Origin of the sequence: Streptomyces sp. Inha503 (genome assembly GCF_047215865.1) — a bacterium.
Lineage (GTDB): Bacteria > Actinomycetota > Actinomycetes > Streptomycetales > Streptomycetaceae > Streptomyces > Streptomyces lycopersici.
The window spans coordinates 2,981,223-3,000,688 of the sequence record NZ_CP178360.1; the positions used below are offsets into that span (position 1 = coordinate 2,981,223).

Below are 19,466 nucleotides of genomic sequence, written 5' to 3' on the forward strand. Positions count from 1 at the left end.
GAGGAAACGGCCCGGGGTCGCCGGTATCGGGGAGTTCGGTGGCCTGGCGCCGCGGGGTGTGCGGGCTCGGCTGCGGGAGAAGGGATCGGGGGCCGCCCAGCGGCTTCAGGGGGCGATGCCCACGCCCTCGATACGGCTCCACGCTTGTTCCTGCGCGGCGGACATGGCGGGCCAGTGGAGTCCGCCGGGCCGGGGCCGTACCTGGGTGGAGAACGGGGCGGGGCGGAACGCCGGATCGTAGAAGCAGCCACCACCGTAGGTGGTGTCGAACGCGTCGCACGAACGCGCGATCGAACTGGGGCTAGGCTTGCGGCCGGTGCGCGCCCATGTGTCCAGAGCCGTCAGGGAGTTGGCGTACTCGGCGTCGCTGAGCTCGCTGTGCTCGCTCTCCCTCGTGAACGTCTGGACGAGGTTCTCGCTTCGGCCGGCGGCCCGGACCGTGGCCCGGTAGGCCGCCTCGTGCTCGACGAAGACCTGTGGGTCGTCGATCGCGTGCAGCGTGAGAACCGGGAGTGAGATCCGTCCGGTGAGGTCGCTGTCGTAGGAGAGGTCGCGGCGCGCGGTGGGGTCGGCCGAGAAGCGCTCCACGCCGGCGTTGAGCGCCTTGTCGTCGTGCGAGCCGTCGTAGCGGACCCCGCGGTTGCCGAAGGGGGTGCGGCCGTCGAGCCGGTTGGACACGATGTCCCGGACGAGGAAGGCCGCGTACTGCATGTTCGTGGCCAGGGAGCGTTCCGGGATGTGGGTGACGGCCAGGATGTCGTCGAGGTTGCGCTGCTGCCGCGCGCTCCGGTCGGCCGGGTCGGAGTCGATGCCGGTGCACTCCTGGAGTCGGCCCTGGACCTCGTCGGGTGTCAGCGGGGAGTCCGCGGGCAGTCCTTGCCACAGCGGGTACTGCGGCTCGGTGGGACGGGGCAGGTTGCGGCAGTAATACTGGTAGACCGTCCGCAGGTCCACGCGCGTGTCGTAGCCGCGCGAGCCGCCAGCCAGGAAGCCGTTGGTCAGCAGGACTCCGTCGTAGGCGCCACGCTTGTGGCCGTAGGTCTCGGCGACCTTGGCGGCGACATTGCCGCCCCAGGACTGGCCGTGCAGGTAGGTGCGGTCGGGGCGGCCGAAGTGGCCGACGAACAGGCGGCGTACGTTCTCGGTGTCGGCGGCGGCCATCCTGACCCCATAGCCGCCGCGCCGGTACGAGGAGCCCGCCCAGGCATAGCCCTCGTTGACCATCACCGCCCAGCGTTCCAGGTCCTCGGTGCTGGTGGACTCGTCGTAGGAGAAGTCGGGACCGCCGTGGGAGTGGACGACGAGGGAGCCGTTCCAGTGTTCGGGGACGGCCATCGTGTAGTACGCGCCGTTGGCGTCCCGGCCGGTGTAACAGTCGGCCTTCTCCTCCAGCGGGCCCGGGCAGGCGGCGGCAGTGGGGCGCGTGGTGTCGGCCGGGGCGGCGGGTGCGGTGCCGAGCGTGCCCACGACCGCGGCCGCGACCAGTGCCGTCAGCATGGCCGAACGGCGTCCGCGAGCCCGGGGGCGGGTACCGGGCTCGGGCACGACAGGTGTGTTCAAGGAACTGCTCCTTCAGGTGCTTGTGGGGAATGGACCGGTGAAGGACCGTGTCCGATGGGCGTGTTCGGGGGTCACCGCCGGGGCCGGCGGTGACCCCTGCGCCGGCGGTGACCGTCGTCGCGCGTGAGGGCTGCCCCTTCTCCTGGGCGGCGGTCAGGCGGGCACAGGCAGAACCGCCAGCGGTACGTGGTGCTGACCGGAGTGGACGTCACGGTCACGCAGCGACGCCTGGCTGACAGGACGGGGGAAAGAGATCTTGACGACGTTCAGCAATGGGATGCGGAACATCCGTACGTCAGCCTCGTCGAGTCCGTAAAGCCGGGCGATCGTGGCCTCGTTGAGGAACGTCTCGTCGGCGGCGATGGCGTAACCGTCCTCGTCGCGCATGAAGAGCTCCATGGTGACCCAGAACGGTCCGGCGTTCTTGGAGCGGACCTCGTGTGCCAGGTCGCCCAGGGTGGTGGGGGCGGTCTCAGCCATGGTGGGAGGGCTCCTCGAACTCGGTGCGGAACATATCGGTGGGGGTGAGGGTGTCGACGACGTGGTTGAGCACGAACTCGTACGCCGGACCGCGCTCGACCTCGGCCGGTGAGGTGGCGAACGCCAGGCTCGGCAGGTAGTCCATGTCGGCCGTCGGCAGGTGCAGCATCAAGGGGTTGGCTATCTTCGCGACGGCGGTCGCGGTGCTCTGGTCCGGTGCGTTGACGAGGAGCATGACTCCCACCTCGCGAGGCGGGCCCGATGCCGGATCGAGATCCCCGAGGATGGCGTTGTGCCCGTACAGGCGCAGGTCGAAGGCGTACTTGTCCTCGCTGAGCCCGATCGTCTGCTCCACCCGCTGCCTGATCATCGTCCGCATGAGTTCGGCCCAGTCGTCGATGTGGGCCAGGATGTGCGGATCCCGGATCGCGCTGAACGACATCGTCTCGTAGCCGGTGACCCGGGCGCCTTCGAGCTTGATGGTGTGCTGGTCGGCGACATAGAACCGCGAACCCTCTACCCGAACTGTGCGCTCGTCCAGGGCGGTGTAGACGGCCTCACGGACGTCCAGGGTGCCGTCCGGCTCGCGCATCTGGAACGGGTCCACCGTCTCGTAGAGCATGTGGGCGGCGACCAGGATCGGTGTGCACGCGACCGTCGGATCGAGCGGCTCGATGGTGAAGCCGTCGGCGTCGATGGTGGCCAGCACCCCACCCGCCCGCGGATTGCTGGTGCACTGCCCGCCGCACTCGATGATCTTGGCGGCGTGCCATGCCGGCCCGGCCGGCATCCCCTTCATCAGCGGATAGGCGGCGGCGATGGCGGTGTCCGTGGCGCGGCCGGCGAGCACGACCTGCGCCCCGGCCTCCAGCGCGGCGACGATCGGCTCGTGTCCCATCGCGCCCACGATGTGTGCGCAGCTCTGCAGCGTCTCCCGCTCCAGTTCGCCCAGCGGGGGCAGGGCATGGATGCGGCCCTCGTCCAGGCGCTTGAGGAGCGTGCCGGTCGACTGCTCGCTGTAGATGCGCGCCACCCGCAGCCGGAGTCCCTCGGCGGCCAGGATGTCGGCGACGATGCCGGCGACCCAGTCGACACCGGAGTCGGTTCCGCTGGTGCCGCACGAGCCCACGATCAGTGGGATGCCGGAGCCCGCCGCCGCCTTGAGCAGGACGCGCAGGTCGCGGGCGACCGCCGCACGGGTGGTCTTGGGCTGCGACGCGCCGAGATAGTAAGGACCTGAGTCGGTGCTTCCCCCGTCGACGGAGATGACGTCGGCGCCGAGCGCCAGGCCCCGATCGATCGTGGCCTCGGGAAAGCCGGCCCCGAGCATGCCGGTCGGTGCCAGGACCTTGACCTGGTCGACCCGTTCGTTTTCCATGTTCCTCTTTCGTGTCGTGCCGGCCATGTGGCGGGCGGGTGTCACCCGTCGACCCGGGCAGTGGGGGCTTGGGGCAGCAGGTGGGCGTTCACCGCGAACCGGGGGCGGCCGGCGAGGGCGGCCACCACCTCGGCCGCGCCCTCGAGGCCGGCGGCCGCGCGGGCTTCGGCGGTCTGGCCCGCGAGGTGGGAGAAGACGACGATGCCCTCGACGTCCCGCAGCGGGCTGTCGGCGGGGAGCGGCTCCTCGCTCACCACGTCGAGTGCCGCCCCGGCGATCTCGCCGGTGCGCACGGCGTCGGCCAGGGCCTGCTCGTCGACAACGGCCCCTCGCGCGGTGTTGACCAGCACCGCCGTCGGCTTCATCCGCCGGAAGGCGGAGGCGTCCAGGAGACCGCGGGTGCGCTCCGTCAGCGCGGTGTGCACCGATACGTAGTCGGAGGCCGCCAGCAACTCCGGGAGTGCGACGAACCGCACCGACGGGTCCGATCGCTCGTCCTCGGGCACACCGGTCGTGCAGAGCACGCGCATGCTGAAGGCCCGCGCCAGCGGCACCACGGCGCGCGCCGCCGCCCCGTATCCGATCAGGCCGAGCGTCGACCCGCGCAACTCGTGACCGTCCTGTCTCGGCCACCCGCCGGCCGCGACGCCCATCGCGCTCTGCACCAGTCGCCGGGCCGCCGAAAGCAGCAGACCGAGGGTGTACTCGGCCACGGCGTTGGCGTTGATTCCCGGCAGGTTGCTCACCGTGATGCCGAGCCTGCCCGCGGCGACGACGTCGATCGAGTCGTAGCCGACGCCGGTGCGCACGATGGCGCGCAGACGGGGGGCTTCGGAGAGGACCTCGGCGGTCAGAGGATCGTGGCCGACGAGCGCCGCGTCGATCCCGTCGAGGGCGGCGACGAGTTGCTCGGGACCGTGTCGGCCGACGAGCGGGGCGTGCACCGTCGTGTGGCCGTGCGCCCGGAGATGGTGATCGACCTCGTCGCCGGGCCGTAGGTAGTCTGTAGTGATCAGAATGCGGGGCACGGTTCCTCGTCTCTGGCTGCGTCGGGCGCGCGCCGCGCCGCGGGGGGAGGGCTGGTCACTTGGCGAGGATCAGGCCGGTGCGCCGCTGGAGCGCACCGATCCTGGCCACGACGATGATCGACAGCGTGGCGACGATGGCGATGTCGATGAGCATCAGGGGCCAGCCGGTGATGTCGACCATCCCGCCGACCAGCGCGGGGCCCAGGAAGCCGCCACCGGCCCAGCCGACGGTATACATACCGGCGTAGGTCCCGAAGACCCGTGCCGAGGGCGCGAGGTTCCATAGGACGACCACCGCGTTGACCAGGAAGCAGGTCGCGCCGGCCGCCGCGAGGCACAGGGCCACGGTGGCACCCGTCGGAGTCTGGATGAGCGTCCCCAGCACCATGGCGCCGGCGAAGACCGACATGCCCACGGCCATGACCCGGAGCCGTCCGTACCGCTCGGCGAGCACGGCTGCCGGGTAGGCCGCCAGGATGAAGGCGATACCGCTGGGCAGGGTGAGACCGCCGGCGGCTCCCCGTGACATGTCCAGGGCTTCCATCCCGTACGGCGTGATCAACGACCGGGACGCGGCCCACGCGCTGCCGAAGAGGAGGATCGCGAGGAGCAGCAGGAGCCGACTGCGGTCAGCGTCCTTGAGGATCTCGACGAAGGTGTCCCGCACCCGTGGCTCGCCGCGCTCGGCACTGTCCTGCGCATCGCACTCGGCCACCGCCGCCTGGTAGGCCGGGGACCGGTTGTCGCGCACTGTGGCCGCGAGCACCCCGATCGAGATCAGCATGATGATCGCGGGTATCGCGAACGCGAGGCTCAGATGGTTGTCGACCAGGAAGATGCTGAGGAGCGCGGCGACGATGGCCGTGACACTCGAGGCGATCTTGACCGCGGCGTTGGCCCTGCTTCGTCGCTCGGGTGCGATGAAGTCCGGTACCAGCGCCTCGGCGATCGGCTTGAAGGTGTTGGCGACGAGCGCGTATGAGAACAGCACCACGATCAACAGCGGCAGGGACGCCGCGCTGTGCGGGATGACGATGAACAGCGCGGCGGCGATCGGCATCCCGACCACCAGGTAGGGCATCCGCCGGCCCCAGGAGGTCCTCGTCCGGTCGGACCGGTTGCCGATCCACGGCTGGATGAAGATGCCGAGCAGGTTGTCCATGCCCATCAACAGACCCACGACGGCCGCGCTGGTGACGTGCTCCCGCAGGAGCGGCGGCACCTGAGACTCGTAGAAGTTCCAGGTCGACTCCTGTGCGAAGACCGCGAGAGCAACCAAAAACGTGATGCGCCGGGTACGTGTGCGCTGCCCTACTGACACCGTCGTCATGAGGGTCGTCCCTTCGCGCCGCCACCACGCTGGGCAGCTGCTGGATAGATTATCGGTGTTGGCGTGGGGGTGAGAGACCGTGGCTGCTCGACGCCGCACCCCGCGTCGGGGGTGACCGGGGAGAGAGCGTGCTCAGGCCTGGTCGACCTCGACCACGAGGGTCAGGTCGTCGGTGACCCGGATCCGGCAGTCCGGCCCGAAGGAGCAGGACGATTCGCGTTCCTCGAAGATCGCCGGACCTGCCAGCTCGGTTCCCGGGGTGAGCTCGTAGCGGTTCCATACGGTGGCATCGAGCAGGCCGTGTCCCGGGAAGTACACCGGCCGGACCCCTCGGCTCGCCTCACCTCCTCGGGCATGGCTGCCCTCGGTCGACAGCTCATGACCGGGCAGGCGCATGGAAAGCCGCCAGTTCACGACTTCCACGGCCCCGTCGAGGCAACGACCGAACACGGCGCGGTACGTGGACTCGAAAGCGGTCCGGATGCGTCCGAGTCCGCCCGGACCGAAGTCCCGCTCGGGCACGGTGACCTCGATCTCGAAACCCTGGCCGAGGTAACGCATGTCGGCCGAGCGGCGGACCCGCACGAGCTCCGGGTCTGCCGGCTGGAGCGTCTCGGCGGCTCGGGTCGTCATCTCGTCGTAGAGCGCGGCGACCTGGTCCCAGTCGACGTCGGCGAGAGGCGACGGCAGGCTGCGGACCTCGTCAACCGTGGGAGCGGCGGCGAGGAGCCCGCAGGCGGACATCACTCCGGCCCGCATCGGCACGATCACTCGGGAGATCTTCAGCGACTTCGCCAGCCCGTAGGCATGGGCGGGCCCGGCTCCGCCGAAGGCCAGCAGCGCGAAGTCGGCCGGGTCCTTGCCCTGCTCGGACAGGTGCATACGAGCGGCAGCGGCCATGCTTTCGGTGACCACCTCGACGATCCCGGCGGCGGCGTCGGCGGTGTCGAGTCCCAGGGGACCGGCCACCTCACGGGTCAGCGCCTTGTGAGCCTCGCGCGTCCGCAGCCTCATCTCGCCGCCGAGGAAGTTCTCCGCGTCGAGATAGCCCAGCAGCAGGTCGGCGTCCGTCACGGTGGGTCGCTCGCCGCCACGTCCGTATGCGACGGGCCCGGGCACCGAGCCGGCGCTGCGCGGGCCCACCTTGAGCAGCCCGAGTGCGTCGGGTGCCGCGATCGAGCCGCCTCCCGACCCGATCTCGATCATGTCGACGACGGTCAGGCGCACCGGCAGTCCCGAGCCGAGCTTGAACTTGTCGACCCGCCCCGCCTCGAAGTCGTGCTTGAGTCTGGGCCTGCCCCCCTGAACGACGGCGATCTTCGCCGTGGTACCGCCCATGTCGAAGGAGACCACGTCCTGCTCCCCCAACGTCCGGGCGACGGCGGCAGCGGCGATGGCACCGGCTGCGGGGCCCGACTCGAGCAGACGTACCGGGAACCGCTTGGCGTCCTCAAGGGTCGTGACACCACCGCCGGAGAGCATGATGCGAAGGGACGCGTCGATCCCCATGGCGGTCAGATCGTCACGCAGGTCGTCCAGGTAGCGCGACATCAGGGGCTGAACATACGCGTTCAGGCAGGCGGTGCCGGCCCGCTCGTACTCGCCGATGACCGGGGCCACGGCGCTGGAGATGGTGACGGGCAGGTCGGGGTGTGCCCGCGCGACGAGGTCCCGCACCCGGTGCTCGTGCCCGGGGGCGCGGTAGGAGTGCATCAGAGCCACGGCCAGTGCCTCGATGCTCTGGTCCGTCAGATCCCGCACAGCCGCGAGGACGGCACGCTCGTCGAGCGGTTCGAGTTCACTGCCGTCCGCGGCGATCCTCCCGGGTATCCCGCGGCGCAGATGGCGCGGCACCAGCGGCTGAGCCGGCCGGGCGAGCAGATCGGTGGTGTCGAACCTCGTCTCCCGTCCCATTTCGAGGGAGTCGCTGAACCCTCTGGTGGTCAGCAGGCCGACGACCGCTCCGGTGCGTTCCAGCAGGGTATTCGTCACCAACGTGGTGCCGTGCACGATGCCCGCGACGTCCGCGGGGGCCGTGGACGTCTCCTCCAGCAGTCGGGCGATCCCCGCGGTGATGGCCTCGTTGGGGGCGTGGGGCGTGGTGGGCAGCTTCCCGGGCCGGATCAGTTGCCGGCTGGGGTCGTGCAGCAGCAGATCGGTGAAGGTTCCGCCGACGTCTACGCCGATCCGGACCGTGCGGCTCATCGGCCCACCTCCTCATGTGCGCCGGCGCCCGCCGTCCGGGCTGTGCGCGCGTTGTGCTGACTGGCTGGGACGGTGTAACCGGCGATCTCGTCGGCGATCAGGAGTTCGGGCTCACGCTCCTCGGGGCGCCCGAAACCGCCGCCGCCGGCGAAGGAGATGACCACCGATGCGCCGGGCGCGAGCTGGGAGATCGACTTCAGGGGGACGCGCTTGCCGGAGTCCAGGACGACCTGTGCGGTGGCGCCGGGTTCACCGCCAGCCAGTCCGAGCGCCGGATGCCGTTCGCGGTCGCCGAGGAGCACCATCTGCACCGGTCGGCTCGTCGGGTTGCGGACCTCGATGTCCTGGCCCAGCCCGCCGCGGCGCCGGCCCCGTCCGCCTGATCCGGCGCGCAACTCCTTGCGGAGGAAGTGCAGCGGGGACGCGGCCTCCAGGGCCTCGATGCCGCCGCCGCCAGAGTTGGTCGGGAAGGCGGTGGTGGACAGCCCGTCCGACTCCTTGGACGCGCCCATGCCCGCGTTGGCGAAGAGCATCAGGCTGAAGGGCCGGCCGGCGTCGTCTACCCCGGCGAAGCGGACCCGCAGGGCGGGGGCGCCGCCGCTGTCGGCGATGACACGGTCGGGCAGCACCGGGGCCAGTGCCTGGTACACCGCGCAGGACAGCAGATGCCCGGTGAGGTGCCGTGCCACGACAGGCGCGGGAAACCTCGGGTTGACGATCGTGCCTTCCGGCGCGGTGACCTGGACGGAACGGTAGGAGCCCCAGTTGGTCCGCGTGGACGGGTCCAGCAGGATCTTCAGCGGATACATGGAGTAGGCGCGGGTGTAGTTCAGCGTCGAGTTCGTCGCGAAGGGCACTTGGGGGGAGGTTCCGGTGTAGTCGATCTCGACCTCCTCGCCGCGCACGGTCACCGCGCACTCGATGTGCGTGGGGCGGCCCTCGACGCCGTCCGCGTCCAGGACGGCGCGGTAGACGCCGTCGGGCAGCTCGCGGACCCCCGCCCGCATCGCGGCGTCGGTCACCGCGTGGACCTGGTCCGCGAACGCCTCGAAGTCCGGTTCACGGAAATCGGTGAGGAACTCCTGGGCACGTCGGCGGCACACGGCGTGCGCCGCGGCCTGCGCCTCCAGGTCGCCCCACACCTGGTCCGCCAGTCGTACGTTCGCCAGCAGCAGGTCCTTGACTCCCTGCTCGACCCGTCCGGCGCGGAACAGGTGCAGCGGAGGAATCAGGATGCCCTCGGAGAGCAGTTCGGTCGCGCTCATCGACGGTGTGCCACCGATGTCCGGCGAGTGCGCCACGGTGCCCGCGAACGCGACGAGCCGTCCTTCGTGGAAGACCGGGGAGATCATGGCGATGTCGGGCAGGTGCCCGGTGGCGATCCATGGGTCGTTCGTGATGACGCTGTCGCCGTCCTGCCACTCTTCCGCCGGAAACCGTTCGAGGACCAGTGCGGTCAGCGAACTCATCAAAGCGGCGAAGGCGGGGATGCCGGCCCGTGACTCGGCCATCGTGCGTCCTGCGCGGTCCATCAGGACGACGGTGTAGTCGTTGGACTCCCGGATGATCGTGGAGAAGGCCGTGCGCAGCATCGTGGAGGCCGCCTCGTCGGTGGCGGCGGCAAGCCGGTCCCAGCGCACTTCCAGGCCGACCGGGTCGGAGACAGCTCTGATCATGACGCCGCGACCCCCTCTTCGACCGCGCGACCGACCGCGTCACCAGCGGCCGCTCCCCCGCCGTGGCCGACGAGGGACCTCCCGGCGATCCGGGACGCGATGACCTTGCTCAGGCCCACCGTGGTACCCGTGCCCCCGAGGTCGGGGGTGACCACATCGGGCCGCTCGTCCAGAACGCTCTCGATCGCGGCCACGACATGCGCGGCCGCCTCGTGCTCACCGAGGTGGGTGAGCATCATGGCGCCGCTCCAGATCTGGCCGACCGGGTTGGCGACACCGAGACCGGCGATGTCCGGCGCCGACCCGTGCACCGGCTCGAAGAGGCTGGGGAAGGAGCGGTCGGGGTTGATGTTGGCGCTGGGGGCGATGCCGATCGTTCCGGTGCAGGCCGGGCCGAGGTCGGAGAGGATGTCGCCGAACAGATTGCTGGCGACAACCACGTCGTACCGGTCGGGCTGGAGGACGAACTTCGCCGTGAGGATGTCGATGTGGTCCTTGTCGGCGGTCACGTCGGGGTACCGGGCGGCCATCTCGGTCGCGCGCTCGTCCCAGTAGGGCATGGAGATCGAGATTCCGTTGCTCTTCGTCGCCCAGGTCAGGTGTTTGCGCGGGCGGGACGAGGCGAGTTCGAAGGCATAGCGCAGGACACGGTCGACGCCGGTCCGTGTCATGACCGTCTCCTGGATCACCGTCTCGCGATCGGTGCCCTCGAAGATCCGGCCGCCGATGCTGGAGTACTCGCCCTCGGTGTTCTCCCGCACGACATAGAAGTCGATGTCGCCCGGCTGGTGGTCACGCAGCGGACTGCGCACACCGCGCAGCAGCCGGACGGGGCGCAGATTGACGTACTGGTCGAAGCCCCGCCGCAGCTGCAGCAGGCTGCCCCACAGCGAGACATGGTCCGGGACCACCTCCGGCCACCCGACCGCGCCGAAGAAGATCGCGTCGAACGCGCCGAGTACGTCCCGCCAGTCCTCAGGCAGCATCGTGCCGTGGCGCAGCCAGTAGTCGGCGCTGGCGAAGTCGAACTCGGTGACGTCGAGTTCGAACCCATGTACCTCGGCGGCGGCCCGCAGGCACCTCAGACCCTCCGGGACGACCTCGCGGCCGATCCCGTCGCCCGGAATCGCTGCGATGCGATAACTCTGCGGCACGGATTCACTCCCAGTCCACGGATGAATGCGCAAGTCCGTGGCGAGCACTCTGTCCAGAGGCGTTCCGGTCACGGCGCGGCTGGTTCCCACCTTGGCCAGCGGTGACAGTCGTTACAAGCCCGTAACGGGCAAGGTAGGTTTTCCTCCATGGAAAGCTCTCGGCGTTCTGGTCGCCCCTGGTCCAAGAGCCGTTCAGCCGTGGACGACCTGCAGTTCTTCCACGTGGTCGCGTCGAGCGAGACGCTGACGGCCGCCTCGCGGGAACTCGGTTACTCCCTGCCCGTCGTCAGCAAACGCCTCAGCGCGCTGGAGCGTCGCCTGGATGTCCGGCTCGTTCAGCGCGGCGCCCGCCGACTGGTGCTGACTTCGGAAGGCGAGCTCTACGCGGCGCGCGTCGAGGCGATCCTCGACCAGGTACGCGAGCTCGAAGACACGATCACCGACACGGCTGGAGGGTTGCACGGGTCCCTCGTCGTCGAAGCCACGCTGGGCCTCGGCCGCGCGCATATCGCGCCGCTGCTCGGCGAGTTCGCCGCGGCCCATCCCGAACTGCACGTGCGGATGCAGACGTCCGCGCTTCCGCTACGGCCCCAGCAGCGTGAGTTCGACGTGGCCGTCCACGTCGGCATGCCACCCGATTCCTCGCTGCGCATGCGGCGTCTGGCCAAGAACCGGCGTGTGCCCTGCGCGGCGCCCTCCTACCTCGCCGAGCACGGCACTCCGGACAGCATCGAGGATCTGGCCCACCACAACTGCATCGTGCTGCGGGAGAACGAGAGCGATTTCGCCCTTTGGCGCTTAGGGGACGCGGACCGTCCCCGGCATGTGCGCGTGCACGGCAGCCTGTCCAGCAACGACGGTGACGTGGTGACCGGCTGGGCGCTGGAGGGCCGTGGGGTGATCATGCGCTCGGAGTGGCACGTCAAGCCGCATCTGGATCGCGGCGAACTCGTCCGCGTCCTGCCCCACCTGTCGACACCGGCCGCCGACATCTATGCCCTCCTGGAGGAGGACGGGCATGTCCCGCGACGTGTCAACGCGCTCATCGACTACCTCGCCGCACGGCTCCCACTGCGGCTGGATCACGCAAAGGACCGCTCCGCGGACACGCGGAGCGCCGGCTAGCCCTTGCCCGGAGACCGGCGTGCCTGACGGTGCCGGAGCCGAACCGTCAAAGAACCCTCAAGTTCGCCGTGAGGCGGTCGTCAAGTCCACTGAGAAGGATCTGGCGAGTCGTCTTCCGAGCAGTGAAGGAATCTTTGATGGCTACGCTCTTGTACCGGCTGGGCGCCTGGGGTGCTCTTCGGTGGCGAACGATGTTGATCGGGTGGCTGCTGGCCCTCGGTGTGGTGGTCGGTCTAGGGGTTTCCTTCGCGGGCTCCTTCGCCGACAGCGGTTCCATCCCCGGGTCGCCGGCCCAGACCGCCCTGACGAGGATGGAACGGCACTTCCCCGAGCCGGATGTGCAGTCGGCGCAGATCGTGTTCCAGGCTCCGCCCGGCCGCAAGGTGACTGAGCCGGGGCTGCGCAAGTCCCTTGAGGCCACATTGGAGGCCACGGGCCGGGTCTCCGGGGTCGGCGAGGTCAGTGACCCGTCCGAGAGCGGCACGGTCTCCGGGGACGGGCGCACCGCGGTGGCGGAGGTCACCTTCACCACGAAGGAGGCCGACGACGTGCCGGCCGGCACGCTGGACGCGGTGAAGGCCGCCGGCGGCGCGGCCGAGCGCGCGGGCCTGCGGACCATTTACGGCGGTGAGCCGTACGAGATCTCGCACCCGCCGGTGGGGCCCAGCGAGCTGATCGGACTGGGCGTGGCCCTGGTCATCCTGGTGATCACGTTCGGGTCGCTGCTCGCCGCCGGTCTGCCGCTGATCACCGCCGTCCTCGGCATCCTCGGTACGGTGGCCGCGATGATGGGGCTGGCGACGGTGTTCGACGTCTCCGACAACGCCCCCACCCTGGCGATCATGCTCGGACTCGCCGTCGGTATCGATTACGCCCTGTTCATCCTCTCCCGTCATCGCGCCCAGCTGGGTGCCGGTATGCCGGTCAGGGAGTCCGTCGCCAGGGCCACCGCCACGGCGGGCAGTGCCGTCGTATTCGCCGGTGCCACGGTTCTGATCGCGCTCGCCGGTCTATCGGTGGCCGGTGTGCCGATGCTCACCTCCATGGGTCTGGCCTCGGCCGGAGCGGTTGCGGTCGCGGTCATCACCGCGCTGACCCTGCTGCCCGCGCTGATGGGAATGGCCGGCCACCGGCTCACCCCCAAGGCACCCCGGTCCGCGGCCCGGCGCCGCGGTTTTTTGTCCTGGGGCCGTATGCGCGCCGCGCGGCAGGCGTCGCACGGCGGCCGGACGGCCGCCATGGGCGTGCGCTGGACCCAGGGCGTGCTGCGCCACCCCGTGCGCAACCTGATCCTGGGCACGGTCGCGTTGATCGCCCTGGCCGTACCCGGCATGGAGCTGAAGCTGGCACTCACCGACGAGGGTTCCAGTGCCACCAGCAACTCCAGCCGCCAGGCCTACGACGTGATCAGTGACGCCTTCGGTCCCGGCGCCAACGGCCCCCTCGTCGTGCTTGTCGAGAACGACGACCCGGCCACCGTCAGCTCCACGGCCGCTGCCGTCGAGGACGAGCTGCGAGAGACCGACGGGATCGTGGACGTCAGCGGTGTCGACCTGGCCGAGGACAAGACGGCGGCTCGGATCCAGATCGTCCCCGAGACCGGCCCGCGCTCGGAGGAGACCAGCAGTCTCGTGGCCCGGCTGCGCACCCAGATGCAGCCATTGGCGCAGTCCAGCGGCTCGTATATGGCCGTCACTGGTATGACCGCGGTCAGCATCGACGTCTCCGACAAGCTCAGCGGCGCACTCGTGCCCTTCGTGATCGTCGTCGTCGGCCTCTCCCTGCTCCTGCTGATGATCGCGTTCCGGTCGATCGCCATCCCGGTCAAGGCGACCATCGGGTTCCTGCTGTCCGTGGGCGCCGCCTTCGGAGCCACCGTCGCGGTCTTCCAGTGGGGCTGGCTCGCCGGAGCGCTGGGCGTGCCCAGCGAGGGCCCGGTGGCCAGCTTCGTGCCCATCATCGTGATGTCCGTGCTCTTCGGGCTGGCCATGGACTACGAGGTGTTCCTCGTCTCCGCCATGCGGGAGGACTACCAGCGCCACCGCGACGCCCGCACGGCCATTCTCAACGGAGCCCGCAACGCCGCCCGTGTGGTAACTTCTGCGGCACTCATCATGATCTCGGTGTTCGTCAGCTTCCTATTCTCCCACGACGCCGACATCATGCCGATCGCCTTCGCCCTGGCTTTCGGCGTCATGGTCGACGCCTTCCTGGTCCGCATGACACTCGTGCCGGCGACCCTGGCACTCCTCGGAGACCGGGCCTGGTGGCTGCCGCGACGCCTCGACCGCGTGCTGCCCCATGTCGACGTCGAGGGCGAGAACTTCCACGCCCCCCAGCCGGTGATCCCGCACACCCCCGTCAAGGAATCCACTCCAGCAAACCTGTGACGAAACCATGATCAGCAGAGCTGCCACCGGGATACGCCTCGAGTCCGCCGCACCGGCGGAAACGGCAGACGTCTTGCGGCCGCTGCCGCCACCAGGAGCACATATGAACGCCGCCAACACGCCGACCACCGACCGCGTCCTCGTCATCGACGACGATCCCGGTATCAGGCGTCTGCTGATCTCGGCACTGCAGTTCGCCGGATTCGAGGTCGAAACGGCGGGCGACCTGAGCGAAGCCCTCGACCAGGTCGCCCGCCGCCCCCCGGACGTCATCGTCCTCGACGTGATGCTCCCCGGCGCCGACGGCTTCGAGATCCTCCAACTTCTGCGCGCCCGCGCCATCGACGTCCCCGTCCTCTTCCTCACCGCGCGCGACGCCGTCGAAGACCGGGTACGGGGACTGCGCCTGGGCGGCGACGACTACGTCACCAAACCCTTCAGCGTCGTCGAAGTCGGCGCCCGCCTGCAAGCCCTGCTGCGCCGCGCCCACGGCGCGGCCCCCGCCGCCGAGGAAACACGCCTGCGCTGTGGCGACCTCACGCTCGACGACCTCCGTCACGAAGTCCGCCGAGGCGGACAGATCGTCGAACTCTCCCCCACCGAGTACCGTCTGCTGCACTACCTGCTGAGTCACCAGGGGCAGGTCCTCTCCCGCGCCCAGATCCTCGAGGCCGTCTGGCAGTACGACTTCGGCGGGGACTCCGTGGTCGTCGAGCGTTTCATCTCCAACCTGCGACGCAAGATCGATCATGGCCGTACGCCGCTGCTGCGCACCGTGCGCGGCGTCGGCTACACCCTTCGAGAGCAGGACGACACATGAGGCTCCGCGGCCGTCTTCCCTGGGCCACCTCCAGCGTCCGCCTGCGCCTGCTCGCCGGGCTGGCCGCTCTCCTGGTCGTCGGCCTGGTCGCCAGCGCCGTCATCAGCGCCCTCCTCCTAGAGGACTTCCTGGACAAGCGCAACCAGGACACTCTCGAAGCGAACGCCGACCGTTTGGCGAGGGTCATCGGCCAGGGACCGCAGACCGCCAATGCCGACCAACTCGGTGCCCTTCTCGGTTCGCCCCTGGGCACAGTGGCCGTCGACGAGGACAACAGCGTCCTGCTGAGCACCGGCTCCGCGTCCCGTGCCGCCGACGAGGTGGCCGCGATCAGCGCTACGGCGCCGACGGGAAGCGTGGTCACCCTGGACGGCGGCGACCTCAGCGCCGTACGCATCCCCAGCCCCGGCCTGATCATCGACCGCGGACACGCCGAAGGCACCGTGGCACCGGCGACCGTCATCCTCACCATCGACACCTCCGTCGACGACGCCACCACCGACGCGCTCATCCGACGGCAACTGGCACTGATCGGCGGCGCGTTACTGGTGCTGCTGGCGCTGTCCGTCATCGTTCTGCGTCTCGGCATGCGCCCGCTGGCCCGCATGGCCCGCAGCGCCGACGCCATCGCCGCGGGCTCCCTGACCGAACGGCTGCCCACGCACCGCAACGGCAGCGAGGCCGACCTGCTGGCCAAGGCGGTCAACCGGGCGTTCGACGCCCAGGCCCGCGCGGAGGCGACCGTTCGCTCGCTGGCCGCCGACACCTCCCATGAACTGCGCACGCCCCTGTCCACCATCTCCGGCTGGCTCGACCTGCACCGCCAAGGCGGCCTGTCCGGTCCGGGCCTGGAAACAGCGCTCGAGCACATCGAGAACGAAGTGGGGCGGATGCGTCTGCTCGTGGAGGATCTCGCGCTGCTCGCCCGCCTGGACGCCGGCCGACCCGTCGAGCAGGACGACGTGGACCTCACCGTCCTGGCCGCCGGCGTCATCGAGGACGCCCAGATCATCTCCCCCCAGCGCGACATCGCCATGGCACCCGCACTGCCCGCACCGGCCATCGGCGATGCCGCCCGTCTGCAACAGGTCCTGCGCAATCTCGTCGGCAACGCCGTCCAGCACACTCCGGCTCAGGCCTCCGTGCGCGTCGAGGTCGTACTGAGCCGTGAGACCGTGCAGCTGAGTGTCATCGACAACGGCCCCGGTATCTCTCCTGAAGACCTGCCCCGCGTCTTCGATCGGTTCTGGCGTGCCGAGGCCAGCCGCAGCCGCGCCTACGGCGGCTCCGGTCTCGGCCTGGCCATCGTGGAGGCCATCGTCCACGCCCACCATGGACAGGTGGACGTGTACTCGGACGTGGGGGTCGGAACCACCGTCACCATCCGGCTCCCGCGCGGCCATCGACCGTGATGACCCACGCACGCACCCGACCGGCTGTCCCGCACCGGCCCCCGGTCCCCACACCTGCCATCCCACGGTCAGCGCATGCCCTGTGCGCGGCCGCACCACCGAAGTACCGCACCACAACCGATGTGTGCCGCGGTCTCCCACACCGACCGCGGCCCTACCGATATCCGGAGGATGTCGTGCACAACACACAGACACCCATGGGGAATCGTCCGCCGTCCGTCGCGGGACTCTTCCTGGAGCGCGTGGCGGTCACCCCGGACGCCGAGGCCTACCGCTACCCGGTACCGCCGTCTTCCGCCGAGAGCCCGGCCGACTGGCAGTCGCTCAGCTGGGCGCAGGCCGCCGAGCGGGTCTACAACATCGCGGCCGGCCTGATCGAGCTGGGGGTGCGCACCGAGGAACGGGTGGCGCTGGCGTCCTCGACGCGGATCGAGTGGATCCTCGCCGACCTCGGCATCATGTGCGCGGGCGCGGCGACCACCACCGTCTATCCGCAGACCAACGCCGACGAATCGGCGTACATCCTGTCGGACTCCGGCAGCCGGGTGCTCATCGCGGAGAGCGCCGAGCAGCTGGCGAAGGCGGTCGAAAGGCGCGCCGAGCTGCCCGAGCTCAGCCATGTCGTGGTCATCGATCCGGACGCCACCACCACCGGCGAGGAGTGGGTCCTCAGCCTCTCCGAACTGGAAGCCCGGGGCCGGGCAGCCTGGAGAAGGACCCGGAACTGATCAAGCAGCGGGACTCCGCCATCACCAAGGACCAGCTCGCCACCCTCATCTACACCTCCGGCACCACCGGCCGCCCCAAGGGGGTACGGCTGCCGCACGACAACTGGTCGTACATGGCCAAGGCCACCGCCGCCACCGGGCTGCTGCGCGCCACCGACGTGGAGTACATGTGGCTGCCGCTCTCGCACGTCTTCGGCAAGGCACTGATCTCCACCCATATCGAGGTCGGTCATGTCGTCGCCGTCGACGGCCGCGCCGACATGATCACCGAAAACCTTCCGGTGGTGAAGCCGACGTACATGGCGGCCGTGCCGCGCATCTTCGAGAAGGTCTACAACGGGGTCGCGGCGAAGGCCCGTGCGGGCGGCGGCGCCAAGTTCAGGATCTTCCAGTGGGCCGCCGAGGTCGCCCGCGAGTACGCCAAGGTCAGCCAGGACAACTTCCGCAACTCCGGCTCGGCCTTCGTCTCGGTCGGCCTGTCCGCCAAACACGCGATCGCCGACAGGCTCGTCCACGCCAAGCTCCGCCAGGCCCTCGGAGGGCGACTGCGCATCTGCGTCTCCGGGTCGGCGTCCCTCGCCCCGGAGATCGGCTACTTCTTCGCCGGCGCGGGCATCCACATCCTGGAGGGCTACGGCCTGACAGAGTCCTCCGCCGCCGCCTTCGTCAACCCCGACGACGCCTACCGCACCGGCACGGTCGGCAAGCCGCTGCCCGGCACCGAGGTCCGTATCGCCGACGACGGCGAGATCCTCCTGCGCGGCCCCGGCATCATGCAGGGCTACCACGGGCTGCCCGAGAAGACCGCCGAGGTCCTGGAGCCCGACGGCTGGTTCCACACCGGCGACATAGGCGAACTCTCCAACGACGGCTATCTGCGCATCACCGACCGCAAGAAGGACCTCATCAAGACCTCCGGCGGCAAGTACATCGCCCCCGCCGAGGTGGAGGGGCAGTTCAAGGCGGTCTGTCCGTACGTCTCCAACATCCTCGTCCACGGCGCCGACCGGAACTTCTGCACCGCCCTGATCGCGCTCGACGAGCCGTCGATCCTCCAGTGGGCCCGGGAGAACGGCCTGGCGGGGAAGTCGTACGAGGAGGTCGTCGCGGCACCCGCCACGGTCGAGCTGATCGACGGGTACGTACGGCAGCTCAACGCCGGACTTCAGCGGTGGCAGACCGTCAAGGAGTTCCGGCTGCTGCCCCGCGACCTGAATGTGGAACGTGGCGAGATCACCCCGAGCCTGAAATTGAAGCGGCCGGTGATCGAGCGCGAATACAGCGACCTGATCGAGGAGATGTACCAGGGTGCACGCGAAGCGTAGGTCCCGCACGCGCCGCCGCACAGAAGCATGTCGCGGTCCCGCAGCCGAACTGCCGCTGCGGGACCAGCGACATGCTCGGCCCGGGTGACAACACGACGCCTTGGTAACCGAGTTGCCGACCGCCCGGGTCACGAGGCTGCTTGTAGCCGGGGGGCGATGAAACCGGTGGGTGTCATGCCCGGCACGATGAGCCCGCTCTCATAGGCGAAGGCGACCAAATGTCCGCGCCGGCGGATTCCCAGCTTGCTGAGCATGTGCGTGATGTGGGTCTTCACGGTGAGAGGGCTGAGGCCAAGGTCGCGGGCGATGGAGGCACTGTCCTGACCGCTCGACAGCATGGTGAGGATCTCGCGTTCTCTCACGGAGAGACCCCGGGTGAGTTCGGGCGTGACCCGCGCCGGCGCCTTGTTGACAGCCGGGGCCGTCCCCAGGGCGACGACGAGCCCGCCCCGGCACACGGTTTCCAGCGCGGCGACGAGCTGGGAGGCGCTGACATCCGCGCCGAGGACGCCCGTGGCGCCGGCCCGCACCTGGGCATCGACCTCCTGGTCACTGGGAGCGCCGAAGACAACGGTCCGCGCCACGGTACAGACCTCGCTGATCAGAGCGGTGAACTCGTGCGGTTCCCCGGTGTGGATGGACCGCTCTAGTACGACGACCTCCGCGTCCACGCCGACGCCGAGCATGTCTCTGAGCTCCTTGCTGTGCGCGGCAGTGCCGACCACCCTCATGGTGTCACTCGCATCGATCACCTTGGTGAGCGCGGCCCGCACCAGCGATGGCCCGCCTGCGACAATTACCTGGTTCACGGGTCCTTCTTCTCGGCTCGACAGCCCTTCCACCACATCATTCACA

13 protein-coding genes and 1 pseudogene are annotated in these 19,466 nt (G+C 69.7%); 5 read left to right on the top strand and 9 right to left on the bottom strand.

Annotated elements, in window-relative coordinates:
- Positions 1–105: 105 nt before the first annotated feature.
- The 8 genes from ACJX2R_RS11915 to ACJX2R_RS11950 all read right to left on the bottom strand — a co-directional run bounded on the left by ACJX2R_RS11915 (position 106) and on the right by ACJX2R_RS11950 (position 10,811).
- Positions 106–1,560 carry a DUF6351 family protein gene (locus ACJX2R_RS11915; protein WP_413100060.1) on the bottom strand — a complete coding sequence of 485 codons (1,455 nt, stop codon included), beginning with the start codon at positions 1,558–1,560 and terminating at the stop codon, positions 106–108.
- 153 nt (positions 1,561–1,713) lie between these two features.
- The gene (locus ACJX2R_RS11920) at positions 1,714–2,040 is read right to left on the bottom strand and encodes a DUF4387 domain-containing protein (protein WP_413100061.1); all 327 of its coding nucleotides are present in this window, start codon (positions 2,038–2,040) and stop codon (positions 1,714–1,716) included.
- Positions 2,033–3,418 (bottom strand): acyclic terpene utilization AtuA family protein, encoded by a 1,386-nt coding sequence (locus ACJX2R_RS11925; RefSeq protein ID WP_413100062.1) that lies wholly within the window; start codon positions 3,416–3,418, stop codon positions 2,033–2,035. The genes ACJX2R_RS11920 and ACJX2R_RS11925 overlap by 8 nt, the downstream gene beginning before the upstream one ends.
- A 41-nt stretch (positions 3,419–3,459) precedes the next feature.
- Positions 3,460–4,446 (bottom strand): phosphoglycerate dehydrogenase, encoded by a 987-nt coding sequence (locus ACJX2R_RS11930; RefSeq protein ID WP_413100063.1) that lies wholly within the window; start codon positions 4,444–4,446, stop codon positions 3,460–3,462.
- Positions 4,447–4,501: 55 nt separating this feature from the next.
- Entirely contained in the window at positions 4,502–5,776 is a 1,275-nt protein-coding gene (locus tag ACJX2R_RS11935) for an MFS transporter (RefSeq protein WP_413100064.1), read from the bottom strand.
- A gap of 132 nt (positions 5,777–5,908) precedes the next feature.
- Positions 5,909–7,981 (bottom strand): hydantoinase/oxoprolinase family protein, encoded by a 2,073-nt coding sequence (locus tag ACJX2R_RS11940; protein ID WP_413100065.1) that lies wholly within the window; start codon positions 7,979–7,981, stop codon positions 5,909–5,911.
- Positions 7,978–9,657 (bottom strand): hydantoinase B/oxoprolinase family protein, encoded by a 1,680-nt coding sequence (locus ACJX2R_RS11945; RefSeq protein ID WP_413100066.1) that lies wholly within the window; start codon positions 9,655–9,657, stop codon positions 7,978–7,980. The genes ACJX2R_RS11940 and ACJX2R_RS11945 overlap by 4 nt, the downstream gene beginning before the upstream one ends.
- A complete protein-coding gene (locus tag ACJX2R_RS11950) occupies positions 9,654–10,811 on the bottom strand; it encodes a tartrate dehydrogenase (protein ID WP_413100067.1) in 1,158 nt (385 codons plus the stop codon). Before ACJX2R_RS11950 ends, ACJX2R_RS11945 begins: the two co-directional genes overlap by 4 nt.
- A gap of 198 nt (positions 10,812–11,009) precedes the next feature.
- On the opposite strand from ACJX2R_RS11950, the gene ACJX2R_RS11955 reads away from it, so the two are divergent.
- The 5 genes and pseudogenes from ACJX2R_RS11955 to ACJX2R_RS11975 all read left to right on the top strand — a co-directional run bounded on the left by ACJX2R_RS11955 (position 11,010) and on the right by ACJX2R_RS11975 (position 18,611).
- Positions 11,010–11,936: a LysR family transcriptional regulator gene (locus tag ACJX2R_RS11955; RefSeq protein ID WP_413100068.1), complete on the top strand. Its 927-nt coding sequence runs from the start codon at positions 11,010–11,012 to the stop codon at positions 11,934–11,936.
- Positions 11,937–12,073: 137 nt separating this feature from the next.
- Positions 12,074–14,326 (top strand): MMPL family transporter, encoded by a 2,253-nt coding sequence (locus tag ACJX2R_RS11960; protein ID WP_413100069.1) that lies wholly within the window; start codon positions 12,074–12,076, stop codon positions 14,324–14,326.
- A 103-nt stretch (positions 14,327–14,429) separates the two neighbouring features.
- Positions 14,430–15,146 (top strand): response regulator transcription factor, encoded by a 717-nt coding sequence (locus ACJX2R_RS11965; protein WP_413100070.1) that lies wholly within the window; start codon positions 14,430–14,432, stop codon positions 15,144–15,146.
- Positions 15,143–16,558: an ATP-binding protein gene (locus ACJX2R_RS11970; RefSeq protein WP_413100071.1), complete on the top strand. Its 1,416-nt coding sequence runs from the start codon at positions 15,143–15,145 to the stop codon at positions 16,556–16,558. The genes ACJX2R_RS11965 and ACJX2R_RS11970 overlap by 4 nt, the downstream gene beginning before the upstream one ends.
- 176 nt (positions 16,559–16,734) lie before the next feature.
- Positions 16,735–18,611: pseudogene (locus ACJX2R_RS11975) on the top strand (AMP-dependent synthetase/ligase).
- A 128-nt stretch (positions 18,612–18,739) separates the two neighbouring features.
- On the opposite strand, the gene ACJX2R_RS11980 reads toward ACJX2R_RS11975, so the two are convergent.
- Positions 18,740–19,420 (bottom strand): DNA-binding response regulator, encoded by a 681-nt coding sequence (locus ACJX2R_RS11980; RefSeq protein ID WP_413100072.1) that lies wholly within the window; start codon positions 19,418–19,420, stop codon positions 18,740–18,742.
- Between the last annotated feature and the right edge of the window lie 46 nt (positions 19,421–19,466).

Coding starts and splice junctions, on each gene's coding strand:
- ACJX2R_RS11920 (WP_413100061.1), bottom strand. CDS start 2,040: ATGGCTGAGACCGCCCCCACCACCCTGGGCGACCTGGCACACGAGGTC.
- ACJX2R_RS11925 (WP_413100062.1), bottom strand. CDS start 3,418: ATGGAAAACGAACGGGTCGACCAGGTCAAGGTCCTGGCACCGACCGGC.
- ACJX2R_RS11935 (WP_413100064.1), bottom strand. CDS start 5,776: ATGACGACGGTGTCAGTAGGGCAGCGCACACGTACCCGGCGCATCACG.
- ACJX2R_RS11940 (WP_413100065.1), bottom strand. CDS start 7,981: ATGAGCCGCACGGTCCGGATCGGCGTAGACGTCGGCGGAACCTTCACC.
- ACJX2R_RS11945 (WP_413100066.1), bottom strand. CDS start 9,657: ATGATCAGAGCTGTCTCCGACCCGGTCGGCCTGGAAGTGCGCTGGGAC.
- ACJX2R_RS11960 (WP_413100069.1), top strand. CDS start 12,074: ATGGCTACGCTCTTGTACCGGCTGGGCGCCTGGGGTGCTCTTCGGTGG.
- ACJX2R_RS11965 (WP_413100070.1), top strand. CDS start 14,430: ATGAACGCCGCCAACACGCCGACCACCGACCGCGTCCTCGTCATCGAC.
- ACJX2R_RS11970 (WP_413100071.1), top strand. CDS start 15,143: ATGAGGCTCCGCGGCCGTCTTCCCTGGGCCACCTCCAGCGTCCGCCTG.